At 63.4% G+C, this 26,714-nt stretch carries 28 protein-coding genes and 1 tRNA gene; 13 read left to right on the top strand and 16 right to left on the bottom strand.

Translation table 11 applies throughout. From position 1 onward, the window contains the following. Nucleotides 1-148 precede the first annotated feature (148 nt). Entirely contained in the window at nt 149-1,231 is a 1,083-nt protein-coding gene (locus tag ACERIT_RS00425; RefSeq protein WP_373672821.1) for a sensor histidine kinase, read from the top strand. 27 nt (nt 1,232-1,258) lie between these two features. Here ACERIT_RS00425 and ACERIT_RS00420 read toward each other — a convergent pair whose 3' ends face one another. Continuing rightward, nucleotides 1,259-1,489: a hypothetical protein gene (locus ACERIT_RS00420; protein ID WP_373672820.1), complete on the bottom strand. Its 231-nt coding sequence runs from the start codon at nt 1,487-1,489 to the stop codon at nt 1,259-1,261. Nucleotides 1,490-1,782: 293 nt separating this feature from the next. Continuing rightward, nucleotides 1,783-1,989, bottom strand: coding sequence for a cold-shock protein (locus ACERIT_RS00415; RefSeq protein WP_373672819.1), 207 nt, complete (start codon nt 1,987-1,989; stop codon nt 1,783-1,785). 180 nt (nt 1,990-2,169) lie between these two features. Between ACERIT_RS00415 and ACERIT_RS00410 the strand changes: the two genes are divergently transcribed. Then, complete coding sequence (locus ACERIT_RS00410; protein ID WP_373672818.1) at nt 2,170-2,439, top strand: hypothetical protein; 270 nt, start codon at nt 2,170-2,172, stop codon at nt 2,437-2,439. Nucleotides 2,440-2,589: 150 nt separating this feature from the next. On the opposite strand, the gene ACERIT_RS00405 is transcribed toward ACERIT_RS00410, so the two are convergent. The 5 genes from ACERIT_RS00405 to ACERIT_RS00385 all read right to left on the bottom strand — a co-directional run bounded on the left by ACERIT_RS00405 (nt 2,590) and on the right by ACERIT_RS00385 (nt 6,493). After that, entirely contained in the window at nt 2,590-2,883 is a 294-nt protein-coding gene (locus ACERIT_RS00405; RefSeq protein WP_373672817.1) for a GYD domain-containing protein, read from the bottom strand. Between the two features lie 241 nt (nt 2,884-3,124). After that, a tRNA-Arg gene (locus ACERIT_RS00400) sits at nt 3,125-3,197 on the bottom strand. A gap of 98 nt (nt 3,198-3,295) precedes the next feature. After that, on the bottom strand, nt 3,296-3,880 hold the full coding sequence (locus ACERIT_RS00395) for a 2Fe-2S iron-sulfur cluster-binding protein (RefSeq protein ID WP_373672816.1): 585 nt from the start codon (nt 3,878-3,880) through the stop codon (nt 3,296-3,298). A gap of 249 nt (nt 3,881-4,129) precedes the next feature. Continuing rightward, nucleotides 4,130-5,779 carry a thermosome subunit alpha gene (gene thsA / locus ACERIT_RS00390; RefSeq protein ID WP_373673060.1) on the bottom strand — a complete coding sequence of 550 codons (1,650 nt, stop codon included), beginning with the start codon at nt 5,777-5,779 and terminating at the stop codon, nt 4,130-4,132. A gap of 171 nt (nt 5,780-5,950) precedes the next feature. Next, nucleotides 5,951-6,493, bottom strand: coding sequence for a pre-rRNA-processing protein PNO1 (locus ACERIT_RS00385; RefSeq protein WP_373672815.1), 543 nt, complete (start codon nt 6,491-6,493; stop codon nt 5,951-5,953). Nucleotides 6,494-7,168: 675 nt separating this feature from the next. On the opposite strand from ACERIT_RS00385, the gene ACERIT_RS00380 reads away from it, so the two are divergent. Beyond that, nucleotides 7,169-7,504, top strand: coding sequence for an ArsR/SmtB family transcription factor (locus tag ACERIT_RS00380; RefSeq protein WP_373672814.1), 336 nt, complete (start codon nt 7,169-7,171; stop codon nt 7,502-7,504). Nucleotides 7,505-7,650: 146 nt separating this feature from the next. On the opposite strand, the gene ACERIT_RS00375 is transcribed toward ACERIT_RS00380, so the two are convergent. Further along, entirely contained in the window at nt 7,651-8,376 is a 726-nt protein-coding gene (locus tag ACERIT_RS00375) for an RAD55 family ATPase (protein WP_373672813.1), read from the bottom strand. 195 nt (nt 8,377-8,571) lie between these two features. On the opposite strand from ACERIT_RS00375, the gene rio1 reads away from it, so the two are divergent. Both rio1 and ACERIT_RS00365 read left to right on the top strand, forming a co-directional pair. After that, nucleotides 8,572-9,471: a serine/threonine-protein kinase Rio1 gene (gene rio1, locus ACERIT_RS00370; RefSeq protein WP_373672812.1), complete on the top strand. Its 900-nt coding sequence runs from the start codon at nt 8,572-8,574 to the stop codon at nt 9,469-9,471. A 56-nt stretch (nt 9,472-9,527) separates the two neighbouring features. Next, nucleotides 9,528-9,833 carry a hypothetical protein gene (locus tag ACERIT_RS00365; protein ID WP_373672811.1) on the top strand — a complete coding sequence of 102 codons (306 nt, stop codon included), beginning with the start codon at nt 9,528-9,530 and terminating at the stop codon, nt 9,831-9,833. Nucleotides 9,834-9,878: 45 nt separating this feature from the next. Here the strand turns inward: ACERIT_RS00365 and larE are convergent, their stop codons facing one another. Then, entirely contained in the window at nt 9,879-10,892 is a 1,014-nt protein-coding gene (gene larE, locus ACERIT_RS00360) for an ATP-dependent sacrificial sulfur transferase LarE (RefSeq protein WP_373672810.1), read from the bottom strand. A gap of 117 nt (nt 10,893-11,009) precedes the next feature. Between larE and ACERIT_RS00355 the strand changes: the two genes are divergently transcribed. Beyond that, nucleotides 11,010-12,986 (top strand): endonuclease MutS2, encoded by a 1,977-nt coding sequence (locus ACERIT_RS00355; protein ID WP_373672809.1) that lies wholly within the window; start codon nt 11,010-11,012, stop codon nt 12,984-12,986. Next, nucleotides 12,987-13,727, top strand: a complete 741-nt coding sequence (locus tag ACERIT_RS00350; protein WP_373672807.1) for a peptidase — start codon at nt 12,987-12,989, stop codon at nt 13,725-13,727. A gap of 146 nt (nt 13,728-13,873) precedes the next feature. Here ACERIT_RS00350 and ACERIT_RS00345 read toward each other — a convergent pair whose 3' ends face one another. From ACERIT_RS00345 to ACERIT_RS00335, 3 genes are all read right to left on the bottom strand, one after another. After that, nucleotides 13,874-14,833 carry an electron transfer flavoprotein subunit alpha/FixB family protein gene (locus ACERIT_RS00345; RefSeq protein ID WP_373672806.1) on the bottom strand — a complete coding sequence of 320 codons (960 nt, stop codon included), beginning with the start codon at nt 14,831-14,833 and terminating at the stop codon, nt 13,874-13,876. After that, entirely contained in the window at nt 14,833-15,621 is a 789-nt protein-coding gene (locus tag ACERIT_RS00340; protein ID WP_373672805.1) for an electron transfer flavoprotein subunit beta/FixA family protein, read from the bottom strand. Before ACERIT_RS00340 ends, ACERIT_RS00345 begins: the two co-directional genes overlap by 1 nt. A 220-nt stretch (nt 15,622-15,841) precedes the next feature. Then, entirely contained in the window at nt 15,842-17,119 is a 1,278-nt protein-coding gene (locus ACERIT_RS00335) for a hypothetical protein (RefSeq protein WP_373672804.1), read from the bottom strand. Between the two features lie 113 nt (nt 17,120-17,232). Here ACERIT_RS00335 and ACERIT_RS00330 point away from each other — a divergent pair, with 113 nt between their 5' ends. Together ACERIT_RS00330 and ACERIT_RS00325 are read left to right on the top strand one after the other, a co-directional pair. Beyond that, nucleotides 17,233-18,594, top strand: a complete 1,362-nt coding sequence (locus ACERIT_RS00330; RefSeq protein ID WP_373672803.1) for a hypothetical protein — start codon at nt 17,233-17,235, stop codon at nt 18,592-18,594. A gap of 136 nt (nt 18,595-18,730) precedes the next feature. Continuing rightward, entirely contained in the window at nt 18,731-19,246 is a 516-nt protein-coding gene (locus ACERIT_RS00325) for a type IV pilin (protein WP_373672802.1), read from the top strand. 102 nt (nt 19,247-19,348) lie between these two features. Here ACERIT_RS00325 and ACERIT_RS00320 read toward each other — a convergent pair whose 3' ends face one another. Beyond that, nucleotides 19,349-19,969, bottom strand: coding sequence for a methyltransferase domain-containing protein (locus tag ACERIT_RS00320; RefSeq protein WP_373673059.1), 621 nt, complete (start codon nt 19,967-19,969; stop codon nt 19,349-19,351). Nucleotides 19,970-20,183: 214 nt separating this feature from the next. Here ACERIT_RS00320 and ACERIT_RS00315 point away from each other — a divergent pair, with 214 nt between their 5' ends. After that, nucleotides 20,184-20,915 carry a DUF6663 family protein gene (locus ACERIT_RS00315; RefSeq protein ID WP_373672801.1) on the top strand — a complete coding sequence of 244 codons (732 nt, stop codon included), beginning with the start codon at nt 20,184-20,186 and terminating at the stop codon, nt 20,913-20,915. 41 nt (nt 20,916-20,956) lie between these two features. Further along, complete coding sequence (locus ACERIT_RS00310; protein ID WP_373672800.1) at nt 20,957-21,286, top strand: hypothetical protein; 330 nt, start codon at nt 20,957-20,959, stop codon at nt 21,284-21,286. A 32-nt stretch (nt 21,287-21,318) separates the two neighbouring features. Here ACERIT_RS00310 and ACERIT_RS00305 read toward each other — a convergent pair whose 3' ends face one another. Further along, entirely contained in the window at nt 21,319-21,615 is a 297-nt protein-coding gene (locus ACERIT_RS00305) for an ArsR family transcriptional regulator (RefSeq protein WP_373672799.1), read from the bottom strand. Nucleotides 21,616-21,896: 281 nt separating this feature from the next. Here ACERIT_RS00305 and ACERIT_RS00300 point away from each other — a divergent pair, with 281 nt between their 5' ends. Continuing rightward, nucleotides 21,897-22,205 carry a hypothetical protein gene (locus ACERIT_RS00300; RefSeq protein ID WP_373672798.1) on the top strand — a complete coding sequence of 103 codons (309 nt, stop codon included), beginning with the start codon at nt 21,897-21,899 and terminating at the stop codon, nt 22,203-22,205. 2 nt (nt 22,206-22,207) lie between these two features. Then, a complete protein-coding gene (locus tag ACERIT_RS00295) occupies nt 22,208-24,025 on the top strand; it encodes a ribosome biogenesis/translation initiation ATPase RLI (RefSeq protein WP_373672797.1) in 1,818 nt (605 codons plus the stop codon). A 66-nt stretch (nt 24,026-24,091) separates the two neighbouring features. Here the strand turns inward: ACERIT_RS00295 and ACERIT_RS00290 are convergent, their stop codons facing one another. Both ACERIT_RS00290 and kdgK1 read right to left on the bottom strand, forming a co-directional pair. After that, a complete protein-coding gene (locus tag ACERIT_RS00290; RefSeq protein ID WP_373672796.1) occupies nt 24,092-25,579 on the bottom strand; it encodes an NAD(P)/FAD-dependent oxidoreductase in 1,488 nt (495 codons plus the stop codon). A gap of 81 nt (nt 25,580-25,660) precedes the next feature. Beyond that, entirely contained in the window at nt 25,661-26,626 is a 966-nt protein-coding gene (kdgK1, locus tag ACERIT_RS00285) for a bifunctional 2-dehydro-3-deoxygluconokinase/2-dehydro-3-deoxygalactonokinase (protein ID WP_373672795.1), read from the bottom strand. Between the last annotated feature and the right edge of the window lie 88 nt (nt 26,627-26,714).

The following is a 26,714-nucleotide window of genomic DNA, read 5'->3' as shown; positions in this document are numbered from 1 at the left end:
CGGACTACAGCACGAATCGTCTCATAGTCAGCGTGGGTAGCGATCGTTCGATACAGAGCGTACTTTCACCCGACCCACCTATTGCTGAACGGTCTACTGACCTCAAAACGGGAGTATAATATGGCATAGACACGGTCTCATGCATGTGATGTCACAGGGAGCCCGACGACGCATCCTCAGTGCGGGTGGGATCGTCTCGGTCGGCTACCTCACCACTTCCGTTCATCTCTACCACATATATACTGAGCAAGGCTTCCATACCAAACTGCTGGGGATAGTCATTCCCCTCACTCTCTCGATAGTACTCCTAATCGCGGGTGTCTGGCTCTACTGGAGCCAGTTCGACGATGCATCTACGATCCGCGTCGCGGCGTGGACGGGGGTCGGACTACTCGGTGGCGTCGTGTTCGGCTATCCTGTCGTGCCGTACCAAGCCGCGCATGAAGTCACGATGGTTGACATCCCGTTCCTCACGGTGAATTGGATTACTGCGGGTGCACTCGGCGGGTTTCTGATCGGGTTCTACAACGCGCGCCAGCGACAGTACCGCACTGCCTTGGAAGCCGAACGTGCGGAACTAGCCGCCCGTGAACAAGAACTGGAACGCCAGAACGATCGGTTAGAACAGTTTGCCAGCCTGGTGTCTCACGACTTGCGCAATCCACTCAACGTCGCCGCGGGACGACTCGAATTCGCCCAGCAGGACTGTCAGAGTGACCATCTTGATACCGTGGACACGGCTCTCAAGCGGATGGAGACACTCATCGATGACTTACTGACCCTCGCTCGCCAGGGCGAACCGGCTGATGACACTGATCGCGTTACCCTATCAACCACTGCCGATCAAGCCTGGGCGGTTGTGGACACGAAACAGGCGACTCTCCGTACCGAACGTGATCTCACATTCACGGCCGATCCGGATCGCCTTCAGCAACTCTTTGAGAACCTCTTTCGGAATTCAATTGAACACGCCGGCGAGGATGTTACGGTTCGCACGGGTGCGCTTCCGGACCAGTCAGGGTTCTACGTCGAAGATGACGGACCGGGTATCCCCGAAGACGACCGGAACGGGGTATTCACCTCCGGGTACTCGACCACGGAAGAGGGAACCGGATTGGGCTTGGCGATCGTCTCCGAGATCGTCGGGGCGCATGACTGGGCGGTCAATCTGATTGCAAGCAAGGATGGGGGTGCGAGATTCGAGATCAGCGAGGTTGAAGTCCGTGAGTGATTCCTCACTGGCTCATTACGTGCCCCCTTATTCCGTTAGCGGGAGGAAGATTCCAAAAACGAACGGGGAGAGTAGTGCTATTACGATCCCAAGAATCTCTATGTCGAACAAGAGTAGTTCCTCCCATCCGGGGACTTGCAGTCCCACAGTATGAAGTGTCAGCTCTCCGAGCGCCCCGATTACGAAGAGCGTGAGTCCCAATAGCACGCTTCGTTTCGTGAGCTTCTGGTAGTTCAGGTCACCATATCGCCCGGCCATACTTCAAGTTGAACGTCCGGCTCTATATGTTTTTTTCTGGAAGCAAACGACTCTCAATCGGTCCCGACTGTGTCAGAGGAGCTACTCCGGCCGCCATTGTTGAGAGCCTCCTTCGGCGGTTGCATTTTGTCCCCCTTCGACCGCACGTCGTAGCCGGTCGATGATGGATATCTCGATGAGGCGTCTCCACATCCGTCTGATAGTTGCCGACGCCGAGAGCACGAGCTACGACCTGTAATAGTTTGAAAAAACGAATTTCCGTCCATCGCTACAAACGACGGGGGAAGTAGTCGTTAGTTGCGGACGAGGTTCGTCGCGCGGGGTCCCTTGGGGGATGATTCGATGTCGAACTCCACTTCCTGACCTTCCTCGAGATCGGGGCCGCCGACGTCTTCCATGTGGAAGAACACGTCTTCGTCCTCGTCTACGTCGTCTGCGTCAGTCGAAATGAAACCGTAGCCGCCAGTGTCGTTGAAGAAGTCAACCTTACCGTTTGCCATTGCAACCAAACGTAGGCCGGTTTCAGGGATAACACTTCCGAGGGTCGAGTTATCACGACCCTCGTTTACTATGGATGTGGAACGGTCGGTCGAGAGTACGGCTCGTTCGGCTTCCAGTAGTCAGTTCGTTTCCGGAGGCAGGTATTTACGGTGGGGTCACGAGGTGTCTCGTGCACCGCCATGAAACCGTGCCACAGCTGCCAGACGGTCATCGATGAGTATCTCCTGGATAAACAACTCGAGCCCCTGCGCGAGCTCACGGCTGACCACTTTAACGTCTGCGCGGACTGCGCGACTATCGTCGCGGATGCGTGTGTGAAGTGCGGCGGTGCGGTGTACGTTCCCCGAAGCGAATCCGTCACCCCGGACTACTGCCCGGCGTGTCGTTCCGACCTGATAAGCCGGACCGGCCACGACCCTGGCTGGACGTGTGGCTGCGCGTCCACCTGAACGGCACCTGCTCTCGACGTCGACGTCGTCGTCCACGCTGGCGACGTCTTTGACCACGCGATAACTCAGAAGCTGCGTGCTGAATAGAGAGGGTACCCATCGGCTGATTCACAAAACCATCACCTCCCACTGAGAGGGGAGGGAGACGTATTAAGGGAGTCCAGCGATGACCTCACGATACTCGTCTTCGGGGAACGCTTTCAGCGTCTCGGTCGCAACGGCCCCGCTTTTGCCGACCGTTAACGCCAGCTGAGCAGCCGTCTCATCATCCGGTGCTTCCAGGACAACAACCAGGTCATATTCACCGAATGTAAGATAGAACTGTTTCACCTCACAATCCATCGATTCAGCGAGCTCTTTCGCGTCATCGAGTCGGTCGGGACTGTCTTCTATGTTTTTGATGCCCTGTTGGGTATATTCCTGTAGGACGATGTACGTTGGCATTGGATGACTCACCTCTTGCGTTCAACCCAACACGCACTTCACCATCCCACTCTCCGGCATAGAGAACGCTATATAGAATTCGCCAACTAGTGTGTTAAATGTTGTCATAGCACAACTCAAAAGGGTGTCAACTTTAGTGGAACGCTTCCGTCGGCGAGTCGCCGACACAAAAGCGGCATTGGGTGGTGACTTATATGCACACGGCCGCAGTCGGTTGTATTCACCCCGTCAGAAAACGTGACGGGCGCGACGGGATTTGAACCCGCGGCATCTTGGTCCGGAACCAAGTGCTCTGTCCGCTGAGCTACGCGCCCTCACAACGGCGTTCCCCGCTCGATCGGTTAAACGGTTCGAAAACGGTGGCTCGATCGCGTGTCAAAGAGGGATGGAAACCGTGACGGCTCGGCTCGGGCTAGGGTGACTCGCTGGTCTCGATGGTGAACGAATCGCGCGGGTAGGCGACGCAGGTGAGTGTGTACCCGTCGTTGATCTCGGCCTCGCCGAGCATCTGTTGGTCGTCGTGGACGACGTAGTCCTCGGAGGGACCATCGGTGATGTGGGCCGCACACGAGACACACTGACCCTGCCGGCACGCGTAGGGCAGGTCCCAGCCCTGTTCTTCGCCCTGGTCGAGGATCGGCTCGTTGTTCGCGAGTTCGACCGTTTCACCCTCCTTCACGAACTCGACCTCGTAGTATTCGATCTCGTCTTCGGGGATGTCGCCGGGACCCGCCGACTCCTCGGCGCTGCCCTCCTCGAGCTCGCCAGTTTCTCCTCCCTCACCGCCGCCGCCGACCGCGACGGCGCCGCCACCGCCGCCGATCGAACGGTTCATCGGCTCGGGAAAGTCGGTCTCGGGTACGGTAGCCGCACGCCGTTCGAGCACCTCCTCGGAGATGTCCTCGGCCGGGCTCCAGCCGGTCCCCCTCAACGAGGAAAAGAACACGACGACCAACACGATGGACGCCGCCACTCCGATCGCTAGTGGATCAGCCATATTCGCGAGTACGGAGAGGTCCCATAAGGGGGTTTTGATCGGTTCGGATCGTGACGAACGGGACGAATCGGCTTCGGAGCCTTACGCTGGCCCCCGATCGCGACGCGGATCGCTTCGACGGACGCTCCTCGGCGCGTTCGCTTTCGGGTCGTAGACTTCCAAAAAACGTCGGAACTCGGTTCGCGATCGACGCGGTCGGTGCAGCGAAACGGTGGTCGGTGAGGTGGGTGTGTGGCTGTCGGCCGACGTTTACATTGCGCCGCCCATGCCACCCATGCCGCCCATGCCGCCCATGCCGCCGGCACCGCCGGGTGCGCCGCCTTCGTCCCCGCCGCTTTCGGAGCCGCCGCCCTTCAGCTCGCCAGCGGCGATGACGTCGTCGATGCGAAGGATCATCACGGCCGCCTCGGTGGCGGACTCGATCGCCTGCGTCTTCACGCCGAGGGGCTCGACGACCCCTTCATCTTCCATGTCGATCACGTCGCCGGTGTAGGCATCGAGACCGGCGCCGAGCTCGCCACCGTCGTGGCGGGCACGGAGATCGACCAGCGAGTCGATGGGATCGAGACCCGCGTTCTCTGCGAGGGTGCGCGGGATGACTTCGAGTGCGTCCGCGAACGCCTCAACGGCCAACTGCTCGCGACCGCCGACGGAGTCAGCGAAGTCACGAAGCTGGAGCGCCAGTTCGGTCTCGGGCGCGCCGCCGCCGGGCAGGACGGACCCCTCGAGCAGGGTCGTCCGCACGACGCCGAGGGAGTCATCGACTGCACGCTCGACCTCGTCGACGACGTGCTCGGTGCCGCCGCGGAGGATGAGCGTGACCGAGCGGGCCTTCTCGACGTCCTCGACGAAGATGCGCTCGTCGCCGCCGATGTCCTTCTGGGCAACGGAGCCGGCGAAGCCGAGATCGGATTCCTCGATGTCATCGAGGTTGGCTACAACGCGGCCGCCCGTCGCGCGGGCGAGCCGGCTGAGGTCGTCGGATTTCGCGCGTCGGACCGCGAGAATGCCCTCCTGGGCCAGGTAATGTTGCGCCATGTCGTCGATGCCGTCACCGACGAAGACGACGTCGGCGCCGACGTCGACGAGTTCGTCCACGAGTTCGCGAAGCTGGGCCTCTTCCTGGTCGAGGAACTGCTGAAGCTGGTCGGGGTCGGTGACGTTGACTTCGGCGTCGATCTCCGTCTCCTTGACCTCGATGGCACCATCGAACAGGGCCACGTCGGCGTCCTCGACGGCGTAGGGCATGTTCTCGTCGACGCGTTCCTTGTCGACGATGACGCCCTCGACGAGCTCCGATCCCTCGATTGCGCCGCCGACGACCTTCTCGACCGAGACGTTCTCGGTGTCGATGTCGTCGCCGTCCGCGACCGCCAGCACTGCGTCGACGACGAGGTCGGCCAGCACGTCCTTTGCGGATTCGGCGCCCTTGCCGGTCATCGCCGTGGCGGCGATCTCGTTGAGCGTCTCGCGGTCGCCCTCGGTGACCTCGATAGCCTCCTCATCGAGGATTTCCTTGGCCTTTGCTGCGGCCTGACGGAATCCCTGCGCGAGCGTCGTCGCGTGGATGTCCTGGTCGAGGAGTTCCTCGGCCTGATCGAGAAGTTCGCCGGCCACGACGACCGCGGTCGTGGTTCCGTCGCCGACCTCCTCCTCTTGCGTCTCGGAGACTTCGACGATCATGTTCGCCGCCGGATGATCGATGTCCATCTCCTTGAGGATGGTGACGCCGTCATTCGTGACGACGACGCCGCCCGTCGAGTCGACGAGCATCTTGTCCATTCCTTTCGGACCGAGGGTGGTACGGACCGACTCCGCGACCGCCTTCCCGGCCGTGATGTTCATCGTCTGTGCGTCCTTTCCGGAGGTTCGCTGCGACTCCTCGGAGAGCACGATCATCGGCTGGTTGCCCATTCGCTGTCGCTGACTCATAGTACAGCGTGTGATTGTCTGTAGTTCTATAAAAGCGTTGCGCTACCGTTCGATGAAAGCGCCCAACGTGACGGCGCAACTATCTATGTCAGTCGGTGACATGGGGGTGTTTATAACGAGAATCGGACCGCGATCGGATCACTCGGGAGTCGAGAACCCGATGTCGTCGCTGAGCTCGTTGGATTTCCGTTCGAGGAACGAGTACACGGCACCGTGGGGTGCTCCGTCGAGCAACATCCCCACCGCTCGCCGGACGGCCGACACTTCCTCGGCTCCGCCGATCACGCCGACGGTCGTTCCGTAGATGACGACTTCCGCGCCGGTCAGTTCCTCCATGAGTTCGCGTGTTCGCCCGTTCTCGCCGATAATACGGCCCTTCTGGCGCTGCAGATCGTTGTCGTTCCGGGTGTGGTCCGCAAGGTCGACTAACTCGAAGCGTCGAAGATCGTGATCGAGGAGCGAGAGGGCAACCTCGGGGGTGAACCCTCGGCCGATCGCCCGAACGATGTCCGGCGCGATCATCGCCGAGACCGGATCGCCGGTCGAATCGATCGCGACCGATCCCGTCTCCGAGTCGACGTCAAGTCGAACGTCCGCCCGATCTTCCACCTCGCGCAACGTCTCGCCGCCTTCACCGATGAGGACGGCGATCCGATCCTGCGGAATCGTTACGTGTCGCATACATGTCTTTTGGTCGTGGACGCTTTTAAGGGTGTTCTCGCGACGTCGCCGTGTGCGTCCTTCTCGTGGTTGTGATATCCGTCTCGTGGATTCTTCTCGCTCGTGGGCGCGACCCTACTTCCTGGATCGTCCCTTCCCGGATCGTCCCTACTTCCCGGATCGTCCCTGCTTTGTCCCTCGTGTGCGGTGAAGGCAGTTGCTTCCTGGATCGGTCGATCGCAACCCAGATCGCTTCGATCGTGTCTCGACCCGGTTCTCCCGTCCGTCTCGCAGTCGATCGTCCCTCTTCTTCCTCGGTCGCACCGGATCACAGCGATCGGACCGCTCCCGCTCCCGCTCCCGCTCCGATCGACTGCTGGTGCCGTTGCGGTGGTCGCCCCGGTTCCCCCTCCGAGGACCTCCGCAGACGGCGTGGCCGTGGTTCGGCGTGCCGTCCCCCACTTTCCCCATTGATCCATGAGATGATATCTAAAATAAACCCTCGGATCAAAATATCACCTGTAATAATTGGCGGCTATGCTCGCGGAGCGATAACTGGCCGGGCAGTTACCTCCGAGAACGGCATCGATGCGCACGCCTGCGGTCGGTGTGGGTCCCGATCTTCGGGGATCGATCCGGGGACGGCGACCGCAAGTACGTACCTTTACAAACACGGACTCAATATTGAGTTCGTGAATGTCGGGGGACGACTTGATCGAGGTGCTCGGAAACAAGTACAACACGGCGATCCTTGCGGCGGCCGACGACCCGAAGTCAGCCCAGGAACTGAGCGAGGAGCTTGACGTCCCGATCGCGACGTGTTATCGCCGGATCGACGAACTGCAGGAGGCGAACCTCCTCGAATTACACGACCGGCCGCTCTCCGACGATCATCGCCGGATTAACGTCTATCGCCGTCGCGTCGAGCGTGTCTCCGTCGAGTTCCGTGACGAGCTGGAGGTTGATCTCGAGGAGCGGTCGGCCGTCACGAACCGCCTCGATGAGGCGTGGCGCACACTATCGAACGCCTGATCCCCATCCCATCGCGGCAATCCGGTCTCTTGAGTGATCTCCAGCCTTTCCGCGTTCCCGGCTGCCCGCAGTCTGTGTCTTCGACCGGTGCGCTCTCAAAATGGGGGTCCCGGATAGTTCCGTAAAACGGAGTCTCGGATGGCGTCTCAAAACGGGGTCCCGGAGTGATCCACCATGGTGAAGCCGCCCGCCTGATCGTGGACCACGAGTCCTCCCTCGTCGATCTCCAGCGGATAGATATCGGTATCGATGTCCTGTTTGCGCATTTTCGCCACCCAGAGATAACGGCTGACGCCCGACCCCGTCGGCGTCTGGATGAGATGGACGTTTCCGTCCGTGAGGAAGTTCTCCAGCCCGATCTCAGCGTCGGGAAATGTGGTCGCCTGTTCGTGGATCAGAAGCGATGTGAGTCCGCTCTCTTTGAGGATGTCGGAGAACTTCAACAGGTAGGTTCGTTCCTCACGTTCGTCCGCGAAAAAGAGCTTGAACATCGACAGTGAATCGAGCACCAGCCGATCGAAGTCCTGGTCCGAGATCGTCTCGAGGATCCGATCGATCGTCGCCGAGAGGTCGTCGTCTTTGAGCAGGTCGCGTTTATCGAGGATGACGATCCGGCCGTCGTCGACGAACTCGCCGAACGCCTCGAATCCGATCGACTCCGCGGCCTCCCGAACGTCCTCCGCGTCCTCCTCGAAGGAGACGTAGACGCCCCGCTCGTCGGACTCACTCACTCCGGCGTAGAGGTACTGGATCCCGAGGAGGCTCTTTCCCGTTCCCGGGGTCCCCGAAACGAGAACGGTCGATTGGGGCGTGATTCCTCCACCGAGGATCGTATCCAAACCGTCGACACCCGTGGAGACGAATTGGGACATTCTGGGCACATCTCCGACAGCGAGTGATAAAGTCCCCCCGGTCGCTTCCGTGGCGGTGGAGGTTGACTGCTTCCCGTGTCGATGGGGCCTTGATCTCTTCGCGTAGCGATCGGTCCTCTTCGTTCCCGTGAGGCTGGCCACGGCCATTGGACCAACAGCCGGGCTTTTACGGCTTGGAGCCCAACGTTTTAAGGAATGACAGAGGAGTTCGACCTGCTCGAACCCCCCGAGGATCCGGGCGACGAGTGGGAGCAAATCGACGTTTCCGATACCGAAGCGGACCGGATCGCACGCCGGCGGGATCGGGAGTTCCACGAGTTCCGCGAGCGGATCAAGGACTCGGAACAGTTCAAACTCGTGGGCTCCGTCTTCGACGATGCGACGCTTGCGGCCATCTACAAACTCGTTCAGGACGGCTACATCACCGCTTTTGGCGGACCGATATCGACGGGAAAGGAGGCTAACGTCTTCGAGGCGTTCGGCGAGGACGAAAGCCAGGAGGTCGCGGTGAAGATCTATCGGATCAACTCCTCGAACTTCAACCAGATGCGTGAGTATCTGGAGGGCGATCCCCGATTCGAGGGGATCGCTTCGGACAAAAAGGCGGTCGTGCTCGCCTGGACGAAAAAGGAGTTCGCCAACCTCCGGCGTGCACGCGATGCCGGCGTTCGTGTTCCGGAACCGATCGCCGTCCAACGGAACGCACTCGTCATGGAACTCGTCGGCCACGCGGACGACCGGGCTCGCCGACTTTCGGAGGTCTCCATCGAGAATCCGGAGACTGCCTACGAGGTCATCCGCGAGTATATGCGCCGGCTCTACCGGGTCGGGTTGATCCACGGCGACCTCTCGGAGTACAACGTGATCATCCATGAGGGCGAACTCGTGGTCATCGATATGGGCCAGGCGGTGACCGTCCACCATCCGAACGCCCGGAAATTCCTCGAGCGTGACTGTCGGAACGTAGCCGCCTTCTTCTCCCGGCAGGGCCTCGACATCTCCGCCGACGAACTGGCGGCCGTAGTCACTGAACCGGAGCCAGTCCCCGGAGCCGATCCCGGGGCTGATCTCGGGACTGATCCCGGGAATGGCTAGGCTTCGGGACGTCGTCGTCACGGAACGTTTTTCGCTCGTCGGATCCACCCGCCGATATGGCTCTCGTCCCGATCGTCGCCGGCTCCGGGATTCTTCTTGCGGCCGTGGCCGCGATCGCCGTCTACTGGGACGCCGACCGCCTCGGCATCGCGAGGGCACCGCTGTGGGCCGGATTCGTCTTTCTCACGGTCGCCATCGGACTGACGCTTCCGGTGTTCGTCCCGACGGTTCCGATTCCCGGCACCCTCGTTATCCTCGTGATGGGCCCGTCGCTGTACGCGTTCGAGCGCGATGACTCCCGCCACGGGTCCAAAGCCGATCCCACCTCCCTCCCTGACGAGGCCGGCGATCGAGACGAGTGACGACGCGGCCACGAGGGATCACGTGATCCTCGCTCGCGGTGTCAGTTAGTTTCCGCGCGGATACTGTCGTCCCAGATCGAGATCGTTCGTGGTGCCATCGTTCGTGGTGCTCTCCTCGCCCGTCCCGTCTCTTTCCGTCGTTTCGTCAGCCTCGTCCGTCTCATCACTCTCGTTCGCGTCGCCCGGACTCACGCTTCCGGTCCGGTAGCCGGCCAGATCGAGCGTGACGTGCTCGAAGCCGACGTCAGTCAGGTGCTCGGTGGCTGCCTGCGCGAACTCAGGATCGAGTGCGCCTCCGAGTTCACCGGTCGCGATCTCGATGCGGGCCAAGCCGTCGTGATCCCGGACGCGGAACTGCGAAAAGCCCCATTCGCGAAGGAGTCGTTCGGCTTTCTCGACGCGGGTCAGCCGTTCTTCGGTGACCTCCAGTCCGGTCGGGATCCGCGAGGAGAGACACGCCATCGACGGTTTGTCAGCCACTGAGAGGCCGTAGGCCTCAGCTATTGCTCGCACCTCCGATTTGTCGATGTCGTGTGTCAAAAGCGGCGATCGCACCGACAGCTCCTCGACGGCACGCAATCCCGGTCTGTGTCCCTCGCCCGGATCGGAGGCGTTCGTCCCGTCACAGACCGTATGGATACCCATCTCGGTCGCCTTCTCGTACATCCGGCCGAGCCGCATCGTTCGGCAGTGATAACACCGCTCGTCGTCGTTGGTGACGAACGCCGGGTCGTCGAGCTCGGAGAACTCGACGATCTCGTGGGGGATCCCGATCTCGGCTGCGACTCGGACGGAGTCATCGAGTTCCGCGGCCGGAAGCGTCTCGCTTTTGGCAGTACAGGCGACGGCATCCTCACCGAGAGCGTCGCGCGCGAGCGCCGCGACGACCGAGGAGTCGACACCGCCTGAGAAGGCGATCAACGCGCTATCGCATTCCGAAAGCGATTCCTGGACGAGATCGACCTTCCGTTCGAGCGATGCCGAAAGCGATTCCCTGTCGAGTTCGATCGACGCATCCGGCGTTCCCGTCGGCCGGCTCGCGTCCGTAACCGAGTCCATGGCAGTTCGTTACACGTGAGAGAGAAAAAGGGCGTCGTCGTGTCTGTCGGGGACGTGCCCTCGTGAGGCCGCCCGCGACCCGCACCCTTTTGGCGATCCCCGAGAGAACCCGGTGTGATGGAACTGGAGGCGATCCCCGGAGTTGGGGCGAAGACGGCGGACGCCCTCCACGAACTGGATGATCCCGAGACGGCGCTTCGGGAGGGTGATGTCGCCGCGATCGCGAGCGCGTCCGGGATTACCCACGGACGGGCCGTCCAGATCGCTCGGGGGGCGATCCGCGACCGCCACGACGACAACGGACGCGTGCTCGCGACCGATCGCGCACGCGATCTCTATCGCGATGCGATGGGTCTGCTCAAGGACCGAACGGTCACCGACTATGCCGAAACGCGTCTGGAGACGTTCTACCCCTCGGCATCCCGTTCGCGGATCCAGGAGGCCCGGTCGTTCGTCGCGGACGCGATGGAACGCGATCCGGATCCCGATATTCTCGAAGCGCTTTCGGGCGTCGATCCGATGGAATCGCCGGACACGGTCCGGGTTCGCGAGCGATGTCTGGCGACTGCGGATGCCGAATGCTACGCCGAGGCCGAGGAGGCGGTCCCCGAACTCTCCGTGGAGATCGTCGAAGACGCCCGCGACGTCTCGGAGTTGGCCCGGTCGTATGCAACCGTGGTCGTCCTCGACGAATCGTTCGCCGGGCTGGACGTGCAGGGTGACGTTCGGGTCCGGCCCGATGCCCTCGAGACGCCCGCCGAGACCGTCCCGGAGCGCCTTCTTGCCAGGTTCGCGGCAAATCGGGATCGACTTCTCGCGGCCGCGAACGTTCACGAGGCCGCCACCATCGACCCGCCGTGTGAACTCGATGCGCTCCGGGACGCGCTCTCGCGGATCGACGACGACGGCAGTGTGATCGGCGACGCGGAGTTCGGCCGGCTGACGACCGCCGTTGACGATCTCGATGCAGCCGTCGGAACCGCGGAGTCGGTCGCGAACGACCACCTGCGGGAGGCCATCCGCGAGCGGGACGTCACGATCGAGGGCCAGGACTTCCTCTCGCTCGTCGAGCAGGGTGCGCGTGTCGACTCGCTGCTCTCGCGCGAGCTCGCCGACGAGTACGACGCGGCCCTCGATCGCGCACGCGACCACGTGATAGCCGCGTTGCAACTCGAGCCCGGCGAGGCGGAGATCGCGGAGCGCGTCTTTGCGGACGGGGACCCAACGTTTCCGGTCGAACAGGACGAGGCATCCGTCTCACGGCTTCGAACCGAGCTTTCGGCCGCCCGTGACCAGCGGGCCGCGATGCTCAAAGCCGAGCTGGCCGAGGAGCTCTCGGCGCTTCGCGACCCGGCCGACGCGCTCGTCCGTGATGCTCTCGAACTCGACGTCGAACTCGCGATAGCCCGGTTTGCCCGCGATTTCGAGTGTACGCTCCCGACGTTCGACCGCGACCGCGGGTTCCGGATCGTCGAGGGCCGGTCGCCGCTCCTCGATGTCCCCTTCGAAGAGGTAGAGGCGGTCGACTACGCGGTGAGTGGTGCCACGCTGCTTTCGGGAGTCAACTCCGGCGGCAAGACATCGACGCTCGATCTGGTCGCGCTCGTCGTGATCCTCGCACAGATGGGGATGCCCGTTCCGGCCACGGAGGTGCGCCTCGAGCGGTTCGAGGAGATCCATTACTACGCGAAGTCCCAGGGGACCCTCGACGCCGGCGCCTTCGAGGCGACGCTTCGCGAGTTCGGCGACCTCGTCGAAGGTGCCGACGGTCGGCTCGTGTTGGTCGACGAGCTGGAGTCGATCACCGAACCGGGCGCTTCCGCGAAGATCATCGCGGGCATCCTCGAGGCGCTCGAGGACCAGGCGGCGACCGGAGTATTCGTTTCCCATCTTGCCCGGGAGATCCGGGAGGCCGCCGACTTCGAGATCGCCGTCGACGGTATCGAGGCGACCGGGCTCGTCGAGGGCGAACTCCGCGTGAATCGATCGCCACGAAAGGATCACCTCGCCCGCTCCACCCCGGAACTCATCGTCGAGAAGCTCTCGAATCGACGCGGCGGCGAGTTTTACGACGACCTCCTGGAGAAGTTCTGAATGCTTCGGATCGCATTGCTCCCCGTCGTCGCCGTCGTCGCGATGATCGCGGCAACCGTCGGTCCGCTGTACGCCGCGGATCGGTTCCTTGAGACCCGCGAACCGACGCGTGCGGAACGGGCACGCCTCGACGCGCTCCGGGAGGCGGCCGGCCTCGACGTTGAAGCCGTCGCCGTCATCGACGACGGAGGGCGGACTCCGGAGATCGCGGTCCGCGGACCGCCAGGTCGGCGCGTGCTGTTCGTGAGCGACGAGGTGGTCGGTGCGAACCGCACCGGAGGGGATAACTCCCGAGCGCGGGAAGACGGGACGGTCGGCCCCGGATCGGACGGTTCGGATGAGAACGGGGACGGCGAAGCCGCTCTCGACGAGGGAACGATTCAGGCTCTGTTCGCGGCCGAGGCTGCTCGCGTCGAGACGCATTACGCTGAATTTCGCGCCGCCGCTGTCGCCGCGATCCTGTCGATCCTCGCGGCGATCGTGGTCCGAATCGTTCCCTTTGGCGACGGGTTCACCGCTCTCGTGGCGATCGGGATCGTCTCCTTGTGGGCCGGACGCCGGATCCAGTATGCCGCTGACGCTCGGGCGGCCGACCGCGTCGGCGCCGATCGGCTCGCCGACGCCTTCGAACGTGCCGCGGCACGTCGCGGTGTGGAACCGGAGCGGGGAACCTGGCGGACGTTCCTCGAGGTACAGCCGCCTCTCGGCGATCGGATCGACCGGCTTCGCGAGCGCGAGTGAAGTTGGGTTGAGAACGTGAGTTGAGAACGGACTATGATCGGGAGGGCTGTCGTGGCGGGAGAGGACTGCCGTGCCCAGGATTGAATGCGGGACTGGAATGGCTTCGAACGTGACGGCCTTCGGGTGAAGACGGAGTTCCTCGAGGGTTACTTGAACTCCTCGATCAGCGCCGGAATCACCTCGAAGAGGTCTCCGACGACCCCGTAGTCGGCGAGGTCGAAGATCGGCGCGTTCGGATCCACGTTGACCGCAACGATCGTCTCTGCGCCCTTCATACCGGCGACGTGCTGAACGGCACCCGAGATGCCGATCGCGATGTACACGTCGGGCGTGACGACGGCCCCTGACTGGCCGACTTGGCGGTTCTTCGGGAGCCACCCGCTATCGACGATCGGTCGCGAGGCCGAGACCGTGGCATCGAGCGCGTCGGCCAGCTCCCATATCAACTCGAGGTTCTCCTCCTCGCCGATCCCGCGGCCTACGGAGACGAGCACGTCGGCGTCCGTGATATCAACGTCTCCGCCGGCGACCTCCTCATATCCCTGAACGCGGACGCCGAAGTCGCCCTCCTCGACATCGAGGTCGATCGTCTCGATGCTCGCGTCGCCGGATCCCTCCGCAGCCGGCCACTCGCCGCCGCGGACGGTCACGGCGAATCGGTCGTCGTCCACCTCTACGGTCGTTTCGACCTTTGATCCGTACATCTCGCGGGTGACCGTGATCCCCTCGTCGTAGGCCAGATCGGTCGCGTCAGTCACGAGGGGAAGATCGAGCCGTTCGGCGACGGCGGGCGCGTAATCAAGCCCGTTGACGGAGTTGGGCATCAGCAGCGCCGTCGGTTCCAGTTCCGCGTGAAGGGCCTCGACCGCTCGCGTGTAGATCCCGTGGTCGAACTCCTCCCCGCTCTCGACGGCGTGGATGGCGTCGACGCCGTTCCGGTTGAGTCTCTCCGCGAACGTCTCGACGTCCCCGGAGATGACCGCGACGTGGAGGTCACCCTCGATCGCGTCCGCAAGCTCGCGTCCGACGGTGAGCAACTCCTGGGAGATATCCCTGAGCTCGCCGCGGCGATGTTCCACGACGGCGAGCACGGCGGCGGACGACATCAGGCGTCCACCCCTCCCTCGCGGAGGACTTCGGCGAGACGCGCTGCAGCCTCTCCGGCGTCGCCCTCAATGAGTTCCGTATCGGAGTCGCTTTCGGGTTCATACATGCTCGAGAGCGTCACTTTCCCTTCGACGTCGATCTCCGAGAGTCCGATATCCGAGAGCGTCCGCACGTCGATCTCCTTTCGTTGCGCCTGACGGATCCCACGGAGGCTCGCGTACCGTGGCTCGTTTAGTCCGGTCTGGATGGTCAACACCGCCGGCAGGTCCGCCTCGGTCAGCTCCTCGATGCCTCCCTCGAGTTCCCGCCGGACATGCGCCACCCCGGCGTCCGCATCCATTTCGAGGTCGTTTACCACCGCCGCATGCTGATAGCCGATCCGCTCCGCGAGCGCGACCCCGGTGGCTCCGAAGGCCGTATCGCTCGCTTGGACGCCCGAGAGCACCAGGTCCGGTTGCTCCGCCTCGACGATCGCCTCGAGAATATCGACCCGCGTTTCAACGTCGAGAAAGGCATCCTCGATCGCATCGTCGAAGACGCGGACGGCGCGATCTGCGCCCTTTGCCAGTGCCGTTCGGATCGTCTCCTCGGCACGTTCGGGCCCGATCGTCGCCGTGACGACCTCCTCGGCGATCTCAGCTTCGGCCAGACGGACGCCGGCCTCGAGTGCGTATTCGTCCCACTCGTTGATGTCGTATTCGAGGTCGCCATCGGCGATCCCGTCCCCCTCGATCGCGAAGTCGTCACCGACCTCGCCGACCTCCTTTACAGTCACGAGAACCTTCATCGTGAGACGGTACCACCGACCACGTGTAAGGACTTTCGAAAGCCGTCGACAGCGGGTCGGCTCCGTCTCGGGCGTCACGCGTTGCTGACCAGGATCCGGCCTGGCATCGGCTCGGAATATCCCATATCGTCCCGGGATCACTCCGTACCGACTCGGAATCGCCCGTGTCGATCCGGAACTGGTCAGCAATCGCTCCCGTCGATCGCTGCTCGTCGGTCGGTCACTCCTCCCTGTTCGACCCGTCTTCTCCGTCCTCTTCGGGCGCCTGGTCGGGCAGCGAGATGAGGTTTTCACGCCCAAGTCGCAGTTTCTCGATGCGTCCCTCCTCGGCCATCGCCGACAGGAGTTGGGAGACCTTCGCATCCGACCATCCCGTCTCCTCGACGATGGTCGCCTGTCGCATCCGGCCGCCCCGGTCCTCGAGTAGCCGTTCGACCCGCTCCTCGTCGGACAGCAGCGAGAGATCCGGTTCGTGGGCCTCTTCAGGTTCCGTTTCCGCTTCCTCCTCGGTCGCCGCTTCCTCGAACGACCCAGCCAGTCCTTCGTCCGGAGCTCCGGTCTTTTCGCCCGCTTCCGTCTTTCCAACTCCCGTCTCCCCAGTCGGCCGTTCTGCGGCCGAGTCCGGCGCACCGGTGGGGCGTTCAAGCGGCGACTCCTCGTCTCCGGATCGGCGATATATCCACAGCCCCCACGCGATCACGAGCGATCCGAGGACGACCGCACCTGCAAGGAGGAGCCACGGTGGGCTCGAGACGGGCTGTGAGGTCGGTGAATAAACCACCGCGATGCGGTCGTCCGGTTCGAACGTCCTCGGCCCCTCGATCACGACGGCTCGATCCTCGAGCGACAGGCCGATCCCGGGAAACGAATCGACCTGATACTCTTCGGGCGGCTGGATCACCATCCGCTGGTTCTCCCCGAGCGACTGCAGCCACGTCTCGTCGTCGGCGGTACGGAAGGCGTCGTCGAGGACGAGCTGTTCGCCCTCCTCACGGAGGAACTCGGTCCAGGTAAACGAGAGTCGGAGTTCGCCGACCGCTCCCTCGCTGCCGGCCAGATCGATCCCCCGATCGATCGCGGCCTCGCGTTGGACGTCCACGATCTCCATCTCGCGGCCCGACGCCTCGGCGGCGCCAGCCGCGAGGTTGACGTACAGCTCTGCGGACGGGCCGACTTCCCCCGACTTGAAACGACCGGCAACGCGCTCGAACGCCGTCGTTTCGTTCTCGGTGGCGAGTTCATATCGGACGATCACCGTCCAGTCGGCGTCCCGCGTCGATTGCAGATCGATCCGGAACTCCGTCTCCGGCGTCGCGTTTCCGGTCGAAAGTTGCGGTCGCCGTCCACTTGCGTCAACGGATTCGACCGCCGTCGACCCATCGAACGCGGCGGACGTCGGCTCCGGGGCGCTCGGCGTGGCTCCGGCGAATGCACCCCCGGAGACCCCGATCAACAGGAGCATGGAGGCGAGAACGACACGGAGGACGAGTCGCCGCATATAGCCGTTTCCTCGCGTGCGCTCGGCAAAATCCTTTTCATCGGTCGGTTCTCGTGCGTCCGATCTCCCTCAATGGGTGTATTTTTTAACTGATGCCGCCGGATTTCCCCCCGATGAAGCTCCTCTCGGTCCTCCTGGCGCTCGCCCTCCTTCTCGCGCCGGTGACCGTCGGGTTCGCGCCGGGCGATGCGAGCCCCGCGACGTGGGACGGGGACCGACCCACCCTCACGGTCGATCCGTCGGCGGACGCCCTCGGTGCGCTCTTCCGGGATCCGGTCGCCCAGCAGACGGAAACGGACGGTGACGGGACGAACGGGAGTGACACCACCGATCCCACGACGGACTCGTGGATTAACGTCCTGGCTGCGCCGTCCGGATCGGCGACGTCGGTCTCCCTCGATCGCCACCATGCTGATCTCGGTCCGGCAAGCCGGATCGAGACGACGCGGACGACGGCCTCGATGCGGACCGAGGCGACGATCGCCCACGTGCAGGCCGCAAACTCCTCCGCCGAACGGAAGCGGCGGTTGGTGGCCGCCGAGGCCGCGGTCAGGGACGCGGAGACCCGCCTCTACGAGCGACAGCAGGAGGCCATCGACGCGCACGCACGCGGCGAGCTTTCCGATCGGGAGCTGTTCGTCGAACTCGCCGAGATATCAGCCACCGCGGAGGTGCTACGAATGCGGCTCGATGCGCTCTCGGTGCTCGCGGCCGAGACCTCGGGCGTTACTCTCGAAACCGAGTCGCTCGCCTTCCGGTTGAGCGTCTACGAGGGGCCGGTTCGTTCCTACGCGTTGGAGACGATTCGAGGGGGAGAGACTCCGGATCGGATCTACGTCGAGACCGCCGATGACGTCGTCATCCTAGCCGCGATCGACGACGACGAGTACCTCCGCGAGGTCTACCGTGGCGACCGATGGGACCGGAACGCGGCGGGCGGACCGGACGAAAGCGAGCAGGCGCTCGAACGTACTCTCTCCGCGTACCCTCGCGTTGACGAGCGGAGCCTCTCCGCCGATACGCTCGGGACGGAGGGACTCACCCGGGTCAACGTTCCCTTCGAGGGAGGGCGCCTTCGGACGTTCGTCAGCGGCGGTGACGGCGACGTCTTTATCGAACACCAGCGTCGTGAACTCGAGTCCTTCTCCGACGCTCACACGCGAACGTCGACCCAGGACGGAATCGAGTTGATCGTCGAACGAACGTATCCGGGCGGTCCGGTTCGCGTGACCGCCACCGACCTGGAGACGGGCGATCCCGTCTCGAGCGCCACGGTCACCGTTGCCGCCGGTGGCGACGACAGCGTCGAGGTCGGATCGACGAACGGGGAAGGGCAACTCTGGATCCTCTCCCCGGATCGCCCCTATCGAACGACCGTCGTCGCCGATCCCCGCGTCGCCTGGGTCTCCGAGATCGATCCCGTCGATCCGCCGCGGATCCCCGAACCGGATGACGGAACCGAAGACCCCTCCTGAGTGGCGGAACCGAAGACACCTCCTGAGTGGCGGGACCGAAGACGCATCCTGAGCGGAACCCGAGACACGACCCATCTGATCGACTGGCCCACGCCGCAGTACGAGGGTATTATACGGATACCGACGCAGACGGCGTGTGATCCCGATCCTTCCGCGACTCCATTCGCATCGAATTGCCCCCGGATCTCGCTCCGATCGGGCGTTCGCTCCGATCGCGGCCGTGTGTCTGATCCTTCTCGTTACGGTTCTTGGCGCCGGCTTCGCCGTGATCGTCACGGGCGCTGTGGATCCGATCGATCCGGCACCGACCGCGGCTCTTTCGCTGACCGTTGAGGGATCGGACGTGATCCTCGAAAACCGGGGTGGCGACGCGCTCGACGTCTCGAACCTCCGACTTCGCGTTCGTGTCGACGGCGAACCGCTCGCCGAACAGCCGCCAGTGCCGTTCTTCTCGGCGAGCGGTTTCGAGCCGGGTCCCACCGGCGCGTTCAACAGTGCGGGAACGACGACGCTTTCTCCCGGCGACCGGGCCTCCTTCGCCGTTGCGAACACGAACGACCCGGTTCTCACGCCCGGAGCAATCGTCGAGATCCGGGTCTACGACGGATCGAGGCCGGTGGCTCAGCTGTCGACGACGGTGATTTCCGGATGAGATGCTAGCCGCCGGGACGGATCGATCACGCGTCGGCGGCTATTATGGTCCGCTCTCCGCTCTCCGATCATCGACCTTGAGGACGGTGTACTTCGGGACGGTCTACTCCGGGACGGTCGCGACGGTCGTGATCGCCTTCGGACTTCCGGGTTTGGCCTGCTGGATGTGGTGTTCGAACTCCGCGTATCCGGCCTGCTGGAACATCCGATCGGCCTCCTCAGCGTCGTAGAACAGCATGATCGCGTCCGCGACTCGTCTCGCGATCCGTGAGTCCGGATAGTCGGGTCCAACAACGAGGACGGTTGATCCGGGCTTTGCGACCCGGCGCATTTCCTGGAGTCCCGCCACCGGGTGCGGCCAGTACTCGATCGAGCCGGACGACCAGACGGCATCGAAGGTGTCGTCCGCGAACGGAAGTCGCTCGGCGTCGCCCCGGTAGAAGTTCACCTGGTCGTGTTTGCCGAATTTCTCGAAGGCCCGCTCCATCTGGTGAACGCTCTGATCAAGACCGTGGACGTCGTCGGTGTACTGGAGGATACCCTCCGTTCCGAACCCGGTCCCACAGCCGACGTCGAGCACTCGATCGCCAGCCTCGATGTCGAGCCACGAGAGCGCCTCCTCTCGCATCCGCTCGTTCCAGATGAACGGGTTGATCCGGTCATAGATCGTCGAGAGATACCTGTAGAACACCCGCGCTCGACCCTTGTCCTCGAGAATTCCCATTCGTGTGAAGACGTACGCTTTGGCCCCCCATAACGGTGCGGATCCGTCGATGCCGGTGCCGCTGATCGTCGGTGCCGATCGCCGATCGTCGACCGCCAGCCGTCCGGCCTTGATAGCGAACCGTTGGCCCTGATAGCGAACCGTCGGCCTTGACTGTTGGTCGACCGCGGAACGGATCACCTCGCTTATCACCGCTCGTCCGTTTCGATCGTCCATGCAGCCGACGACCGTCGGCCGGTTTCGGGTCCAGCGTCGCGAGGACGACGTATTCACGCTGGTCGAGATCCCGGACGAGCCGATCGATCCGGACGATCCGGCAGCCGCCGACGCGTATGCTCCTCTTCGAGTCGATGGCGATCACTCCGCTGTTGCCGACCCATTGGAGCCGGGATGGATCGTCGACGCCACGCTCGCGTGGTCGGGACAGAAGGCAGGGATCGAGGAGATCGAGGTCGTCCGCGAGAGTCGTATTCACGTCGCCGACGAGGTCACAGGGATGTTCGAGGCCGCGAGGGAGGCCTGGCGGAACGCCCGGGCGGCCGGTGACGCCGTTATGTCGACGACGACCCGTGGACGCGACGGCTCCCCGAACGGCGCGTTGTACCTGTTTGCGGATCCGCCCGGCCGTGACACACTCTCCGCGCTCGCCGATGGATCCCTCCCGATCGAGCCGCTTATCGCTCGGGTGAACGCTCGACTTGAGGACGACGATCCCCGTGCCGTCTTCCTGTTGCGCCCTGATTCGGACGAGTACGTTGCCGTCCTCGTCGCCTTCCAGCGTGACGGGATCCTCGCTCGGACGGTCCGTGACACCTACGATATCGGTTCCGCGCTCGCCGACCGCCTCGACCTGGTCGAAGAGGGTGCGGGCGTGTACGCGAGTATCGAGGAGGGAACCACGGACGGATCGGTGGACGACGTCTCGACCGATCGACCGGGTAACTGACCGATCGTGGGAACGACCGATCGTGTCGGTTCGATGGGCCTATGTCCCGGCGGATCGAACGCTTCGGCGTGACCGAAAAGCGACCGGAACGGCCGCCGCTCGTGGCGTTTCTCGCCGCACTCGAGGTCCGACGTCACGCCATCATCGGGGCGATCGTCGGGATCGTTGTAGCGGTCGCCGCCTACCTGTTTCGCGTCCTTGAGCTGTGGGGCCCCTTCGACGGAACCCGCGCGTATCCGGTGTTGGGGCCCGAAGGGTGGTTTCTCCTGCTCGCGTTCGTGCTTGCGGTCGCGTGTGGAACCCTCGTGACGGTCGCACTTACCGTTCGTTCCGCGATCGCGCGAAGCCGGGAGATCGCTGACGAACGGTGATCCGAAGGGCGGAGGGCATTCGGGATCGTCGATCAGTCGGCACAGCAGGCTTCCTTCTCGTCAGTCGTGAATTCTCCAGCCGGGTCGGTGAGTTCATAGAGATTCTGTCTCGCATCGGCGAAATAGACGTCCTCGTCGACGACGCCGATCCGTTCGAGCCGCTCGAGCGCGTATCGAACCGTTCGTGCCGAAAGCATCGACTCCTCGACGATTCCCTTCTGTGTTAATGCCCCATTGTACTCCAGTACCTTGAAAACGAGCTTCGCACTCGGGGGAAGGTCCTCAAGCGTCTCGGTCCCGTCGGTGCTTCCCTGTTCGGTTCCAGCCATCGTTACGACTCGAAAAAGCACACCGGCATAAAGGTTGATGCAGATCCCGGTGATCGACGTCCTTCGATCGCGATCGAGGACGTATTCCACGGATATTGGGGCAACATTCTCCTATATATTCACCACATGAGCCGCTCGGGCTGACCGATCGGTCAGGATCGTGGCTCGCGCGCGCTGTACCGGCGTTCGCCCTCCATCGTTCGTGTCCGTCGATCCGTCGGTGAGGGAGGAGTCGACCGTGGAACGAACGCCTTTTCACCGGTGCCAGCAGACGCGTAGGTATGAGTGACGACTCGGGGATCACCGGCCACGCTCGCAGCGTGGTCGTCACGACCATCGCCTGTCTGGCCGGCATCGGCGCAGCACTCGTGTCCGCGTGGTACGTCGGCACGTCGCCCGCCAACGGCGGATCCACGATGGCCGTCGTCGTGATGGGGGCGTTTGCCGTCGGCCAGTTTCCGATCCTCAAACTGGTCGGCGTCGACATCACCGACTTCGGGATGAAGGACAACCTCTACGTGGTCTTTATGACCTTCACGCTGTGGTTCATCACCTACACGATCCTGTTGACCTCGGGTGTTCAACTGTAGCCATGGCCGACGACAGTATCGCGGTTGTCGATCTCGACCGGTGTCAACCCGACCGCTGTAACTACGAATGCATGAAATACTGCCCGCCCAACCGAACGGGCAAAGAGTGCATCACGGTGCGGGGTGAGGACGTTGAGGACGGGGACCCCGACCAGATCCGAATCTCCGAGGAGATCTGTCTCGGAGAGACCTGTGGTATCTGCGTCGAGAAATGTCCCTTCGATGCGATCGAGATCATCAACCTTCCATCCGAGCTTGAGTCGGACCCCATCCACCGCTACGGCGAAAACGCCTTCTCGCTGTATGGCCTTCCGGTTCCGGATCCGGGAGCCGTGACCGGCATTCTCGGTCCGAACGGGATCGGGAAATCGACCGCCGTCCACGCGTTGGCCGGCGAACTCGTTCCCAACCTCGGCGATTACACCGGCGGGGAGCCCGACTGGGAGTCGGTCGTCGACCGTTTCCGCGGCACCGAGTTGCAGACGTATCTCGACCGGCTCCGGGCGGGATCGGTCTCGATCGCCAGAAAGCCCCAGTACGTCGACCAGATTCCAAAGCAGTTCGACGGCAACACACGGGAGTTGCTCGAACACACGGACGAGCGCGGGGCGCTCGATGACATCATCGATCGGCTGAACATCGCTCCCGTGATGGACCAGGACATCGACTCCATCTCCGGCGGTGAACTCCAGCGCGTGGCGATCGCTGCGTGTCTGGCCAGGGACGCCGACTTCTACTTCCTCGACGAGATCACGCCGTACCTCGACATCAGCCAGCGGATGACTACCGCTCGGCTGATTCGTGAACTCGCCGCCGACTCCGAGCGCTCGATGCTCGTCGTCGAACACGACCTTGCGATCCTCGATCTCCTCGCGGACACCCTCCACGTCGCCTACGGGGAGCCCGGTGCATACGGCGTGATAACCGACCCGAAATCCGTCAGAAACGGGATCAATGAGTATCTGGAGGGCTATCTCGACAACGAGAACATGCGGATTCGACCGGAGTCGATCACCTTCGAGGAGCACGCCCCGCGCGTCTCATCGAAGGAGAACCCACTCGTCGAGTATCCGGACCTGCACCACTCCTACGGCGAGGGCGAGTTCGATCTCACCATCGACGGCGGCACGATCTACGAATCGGAGGTGCTGGGTATCGTCGGTCCCAACGGGATCGGCAAATCCACGCTCGCGAAACTGTTCGCCGGCGTGATAGAGCCCGACCGAGGCGAACTGGAGTTCTCGATGGACATCGCCTACAAGCCACAGTATATCGAGATCGATCGTCACATGCGCGTCGACGCGTTCCTCTCGTCGATCACGGACCAGGTCGGAAGCTCCTACTGGAACACGGAGGTCGCACAGCCGCTCCAACTCGAGCGAATCATGGAACAGAATCTCACGGATCTCTCCGGCGGCGAGCGCCAGCGCGTTGCGATCGCCGCGTGTCTTTCGGAGGACGCCGATCTGTACCTGCTGGATGAACCGTCCGCCCACCTCGACGTCGAACAGCGTGTACAGGCCACGACCGCGATCCGGCGGTACGCCGAGAACCACGACGCGACCGTGCTGGTGATCGACCACGACATCTACATGATCGACCTCCTGGCCGACCGACTGATGGTCTTCGACGGCGAACCCGCCGAGCATGGCCATGCCAAGCCGCCCCAGGAGATGCGGGCGGGAATGAACGACTTTCTCTCGGATCTCGGGATCACCTTCCGGCGCGACGAGCGAACCGGTCGTCCCCGGATCAACAAACCCGAATCCCAGAAGGACCGCGAGCAGAAGCGGACCGGCGAGTACTACTACTCGGCTTGACCCGCGTGCTCGCTGGGATACCCCGCTCGTTCTCGTTTCCATCGCACCGATCGCTCGGTGAGTCGGTTATTCCTCGGCGTGCACCTGTGCTGCACACTCCCGCACCAGTCCGTCGAGGATCTCGGGAGTCGTCGGGTGATAGGCTCGATCAGGGATCTCGCGAACGTCCAGTTCCATCTCGACGGCCAACTGGAACGTCTTGGCCATGACGTCGGCGTGGTAGTGGAGTCCCTGCCAGCCGAGGACGGTCCCGTCCGTGGCGTCGACGACGAGACGTGCGAGACCGTGCGGGACGTCCTTCGATTTGAATACCCCGTCGTCGCTGGCCCGCCGCGTCGCGGTCGCGATCGCGTGGCCGGCCTCTACCGCCGACCGAGGGGTATGGCCGACGCGCGCGAACGGATAGATCGCCGCCCCCGAGAAGATCACGTGATGATGGATGTTATCGTACGGCTCGATCGGCTTGCCTCTGGCGTGTGCCAACACGTTCTCAGCCGTCTTGTATCCCTGTTCTTTCGCGACGTGGAGGATCGGCTCGCGGCCGTTCGCGTCGCCGACCACGAAGGTTTGTTCGGCGTTCGGCGGGCGCATCGTCGCGTCGATCCAGCCGTCCTCCGGCGAGAGGGTGGTGTTTTCGAGTCCGAGTCCGTCGAGGTTTGGCTGCCGACCGGTGAAACAGAATATCGACTCAGCCTCGACTGGCTCCGGGACGTCGGCGCCGTCGGTTCGAATGCTGTCGATCTCCGCATCATCGGATCCCAGCCAGTCCTCGTCTTCGTCTTCGTCGTCGGTCTCGTTTCGGAGGTGAAGCCGGACGCCGTCGTCCGTCTCCTCGACCCACTTCTCGCGGACCGCCGTGTGCACCTCGATGTTGAATTCCTCGCGATAGATGTCGAGAAGGGTGTCCCCGAACTCCGGGTCCGCCTCGTCGATCGGGCGTTCGTCGTGTTCGATCACGGTGATGTCGACGCCCGCCTCCGAGAGGTACGGCGCCATCTCCAGACCGACGTATCCGAACCCGAGGATGATCGCGGACTCCGGTAGCTCGGTCGCGTGAAGCGTATCCTTACTCGTGTAGTAGCCTGCCTCCTCGAGACCGGGGATGTCGGGGATGTTGGGAACCGATCCGGTCGCGATCACGACGTAGTCCGCCTCGATCGTTTGTCCATCGACCTCGATCGTCTGATCGCCGCGGAACCGTGCCCGGTCGTGGAGGAACTCGACGTCCTCGTCGGCGGCCATATCGTGGATCGACTCCCGACGGTGACTCGCCCAGCCCCGCGTCCGGTCGTTCTTCTCCTCGACGATCCGCTCGAGGTCGAGCCCGTGTGGTTCGCCGGTCAGCCGCTCGTCGACCCGGCCCTGGTGGCGATGGGTGGCCGCCGAGATGAGTTCCTTCGAGGGCATACAACCCTCCAGGATGCAGAGTCCCCCACCCGGTTCACCGTCGTCGACGAGTGTCAGTCGGTCGATCCGGCCACCGACGTGTGGATACAGCCCCTCGGCGACTGCGGCACCGGCGCTGCCATAGGCGCCGATAACGGCTACGTGCATGGTTCATCTCGCGCTTGCGCGATAGTAAGCGTTGTCCACTTCGACGGGAGCGATACACGCCCGTGGGTGGTCCGCGGATCGCTAGCGATCGATCCCCGACTCGCCGGCGAGTACGGACTCGACCTCATCGCGGGTGATCACGGCGATGTCGCCGCCGATCGTCCGCTTGAGCGAGGCCGTAGCCGCCCCCCACTGTAGCGCGTCGGGAACGTCGCCGCCGTCGATCCGTCGCGAAAGGAACCCGCCGACGAACGCGTCGCCGGTCCCGATCGCATCGTAGGTGTCGGATTGGTAGGTTCCCTGTTCGTGCACCTCTCCGTCGCCGACCGCGACTGCACCCTTCTCGCCCCGGGTGAGAACGACGGTATCGAGGTCGTGTTCGGTCAACAGACCGTGGGCGATCTCGACGGCGTCGCCCTCGTACTCGAGGATGTCCCGGGCGTCCCGGCGAGGGACGAACAGGGTATCGACGTACTCGAAAAGCGATTCGTAGGTCCGTCTCGCCTCCGCCGGCGACCAGAGTTTGCCTCGATAGTTCAGATCGAATGACCGCGTGACGCCGGCCTCGCCGGCGGCTTCGAGGAGATCGATCGTCGTCTGCTTGGCCGTCTGTGAAAGTCCGGGCGTGATGCCGGTCGTGTGGAACCGGCCCGTCCCCTCGAAGATCCCCTCCGGAAGTTCCGACGTCCGTACCGTCGTGAATGCGGAGTCGGCACGGTCGTAGACGACGTTCGTTCCGCGGGGGTCGCCGCCGTGTTCGGTGTAATAGGTCCCGGTTCGCGTCTCCTCGGGATCCGCCCAGGAGATCCCTGTTCGCACGCCGTGGCTCCGCAGCTCGGAGACGATACGCCTCCCAAGCGGGGAGTCCGGCAGCTTCGAGAGCCACACCGAGTCGATGCCCAGTCTGGCTGCGGCGGCGGCGACGTTGCTTTCGGTACCGCCGGTTTGAACCTCGAGTTCCCGAGTCGTCTCCAGCCGCTCGCCTCGCGGCGGCGAGAGCCGCAACATCGTTTCGCCGAAGGTCACGAGATCGGTCACGCGTCCCACTCCATATCCGCAACTTGCACCCCCAGTATATAGTACGCCTGGTCCGCCAGCCGTCGATTGATCGATCGTCGATCGGCCGCCAGCCATC

The organism is Halopenitus sp. H-Gu1, assembly GCF_041821145.1.
In the GTDB taxonomy this organism is placed as follows: Archaea; Halobacteriota; Halobacteria; order Halobacteriales; family Haloferacaceae; genus Halopenitus.
Note: the sequence above shows the minus strand (reverse complement) of the source record. Positions and strands in the feature narration are given on the sequence as shown.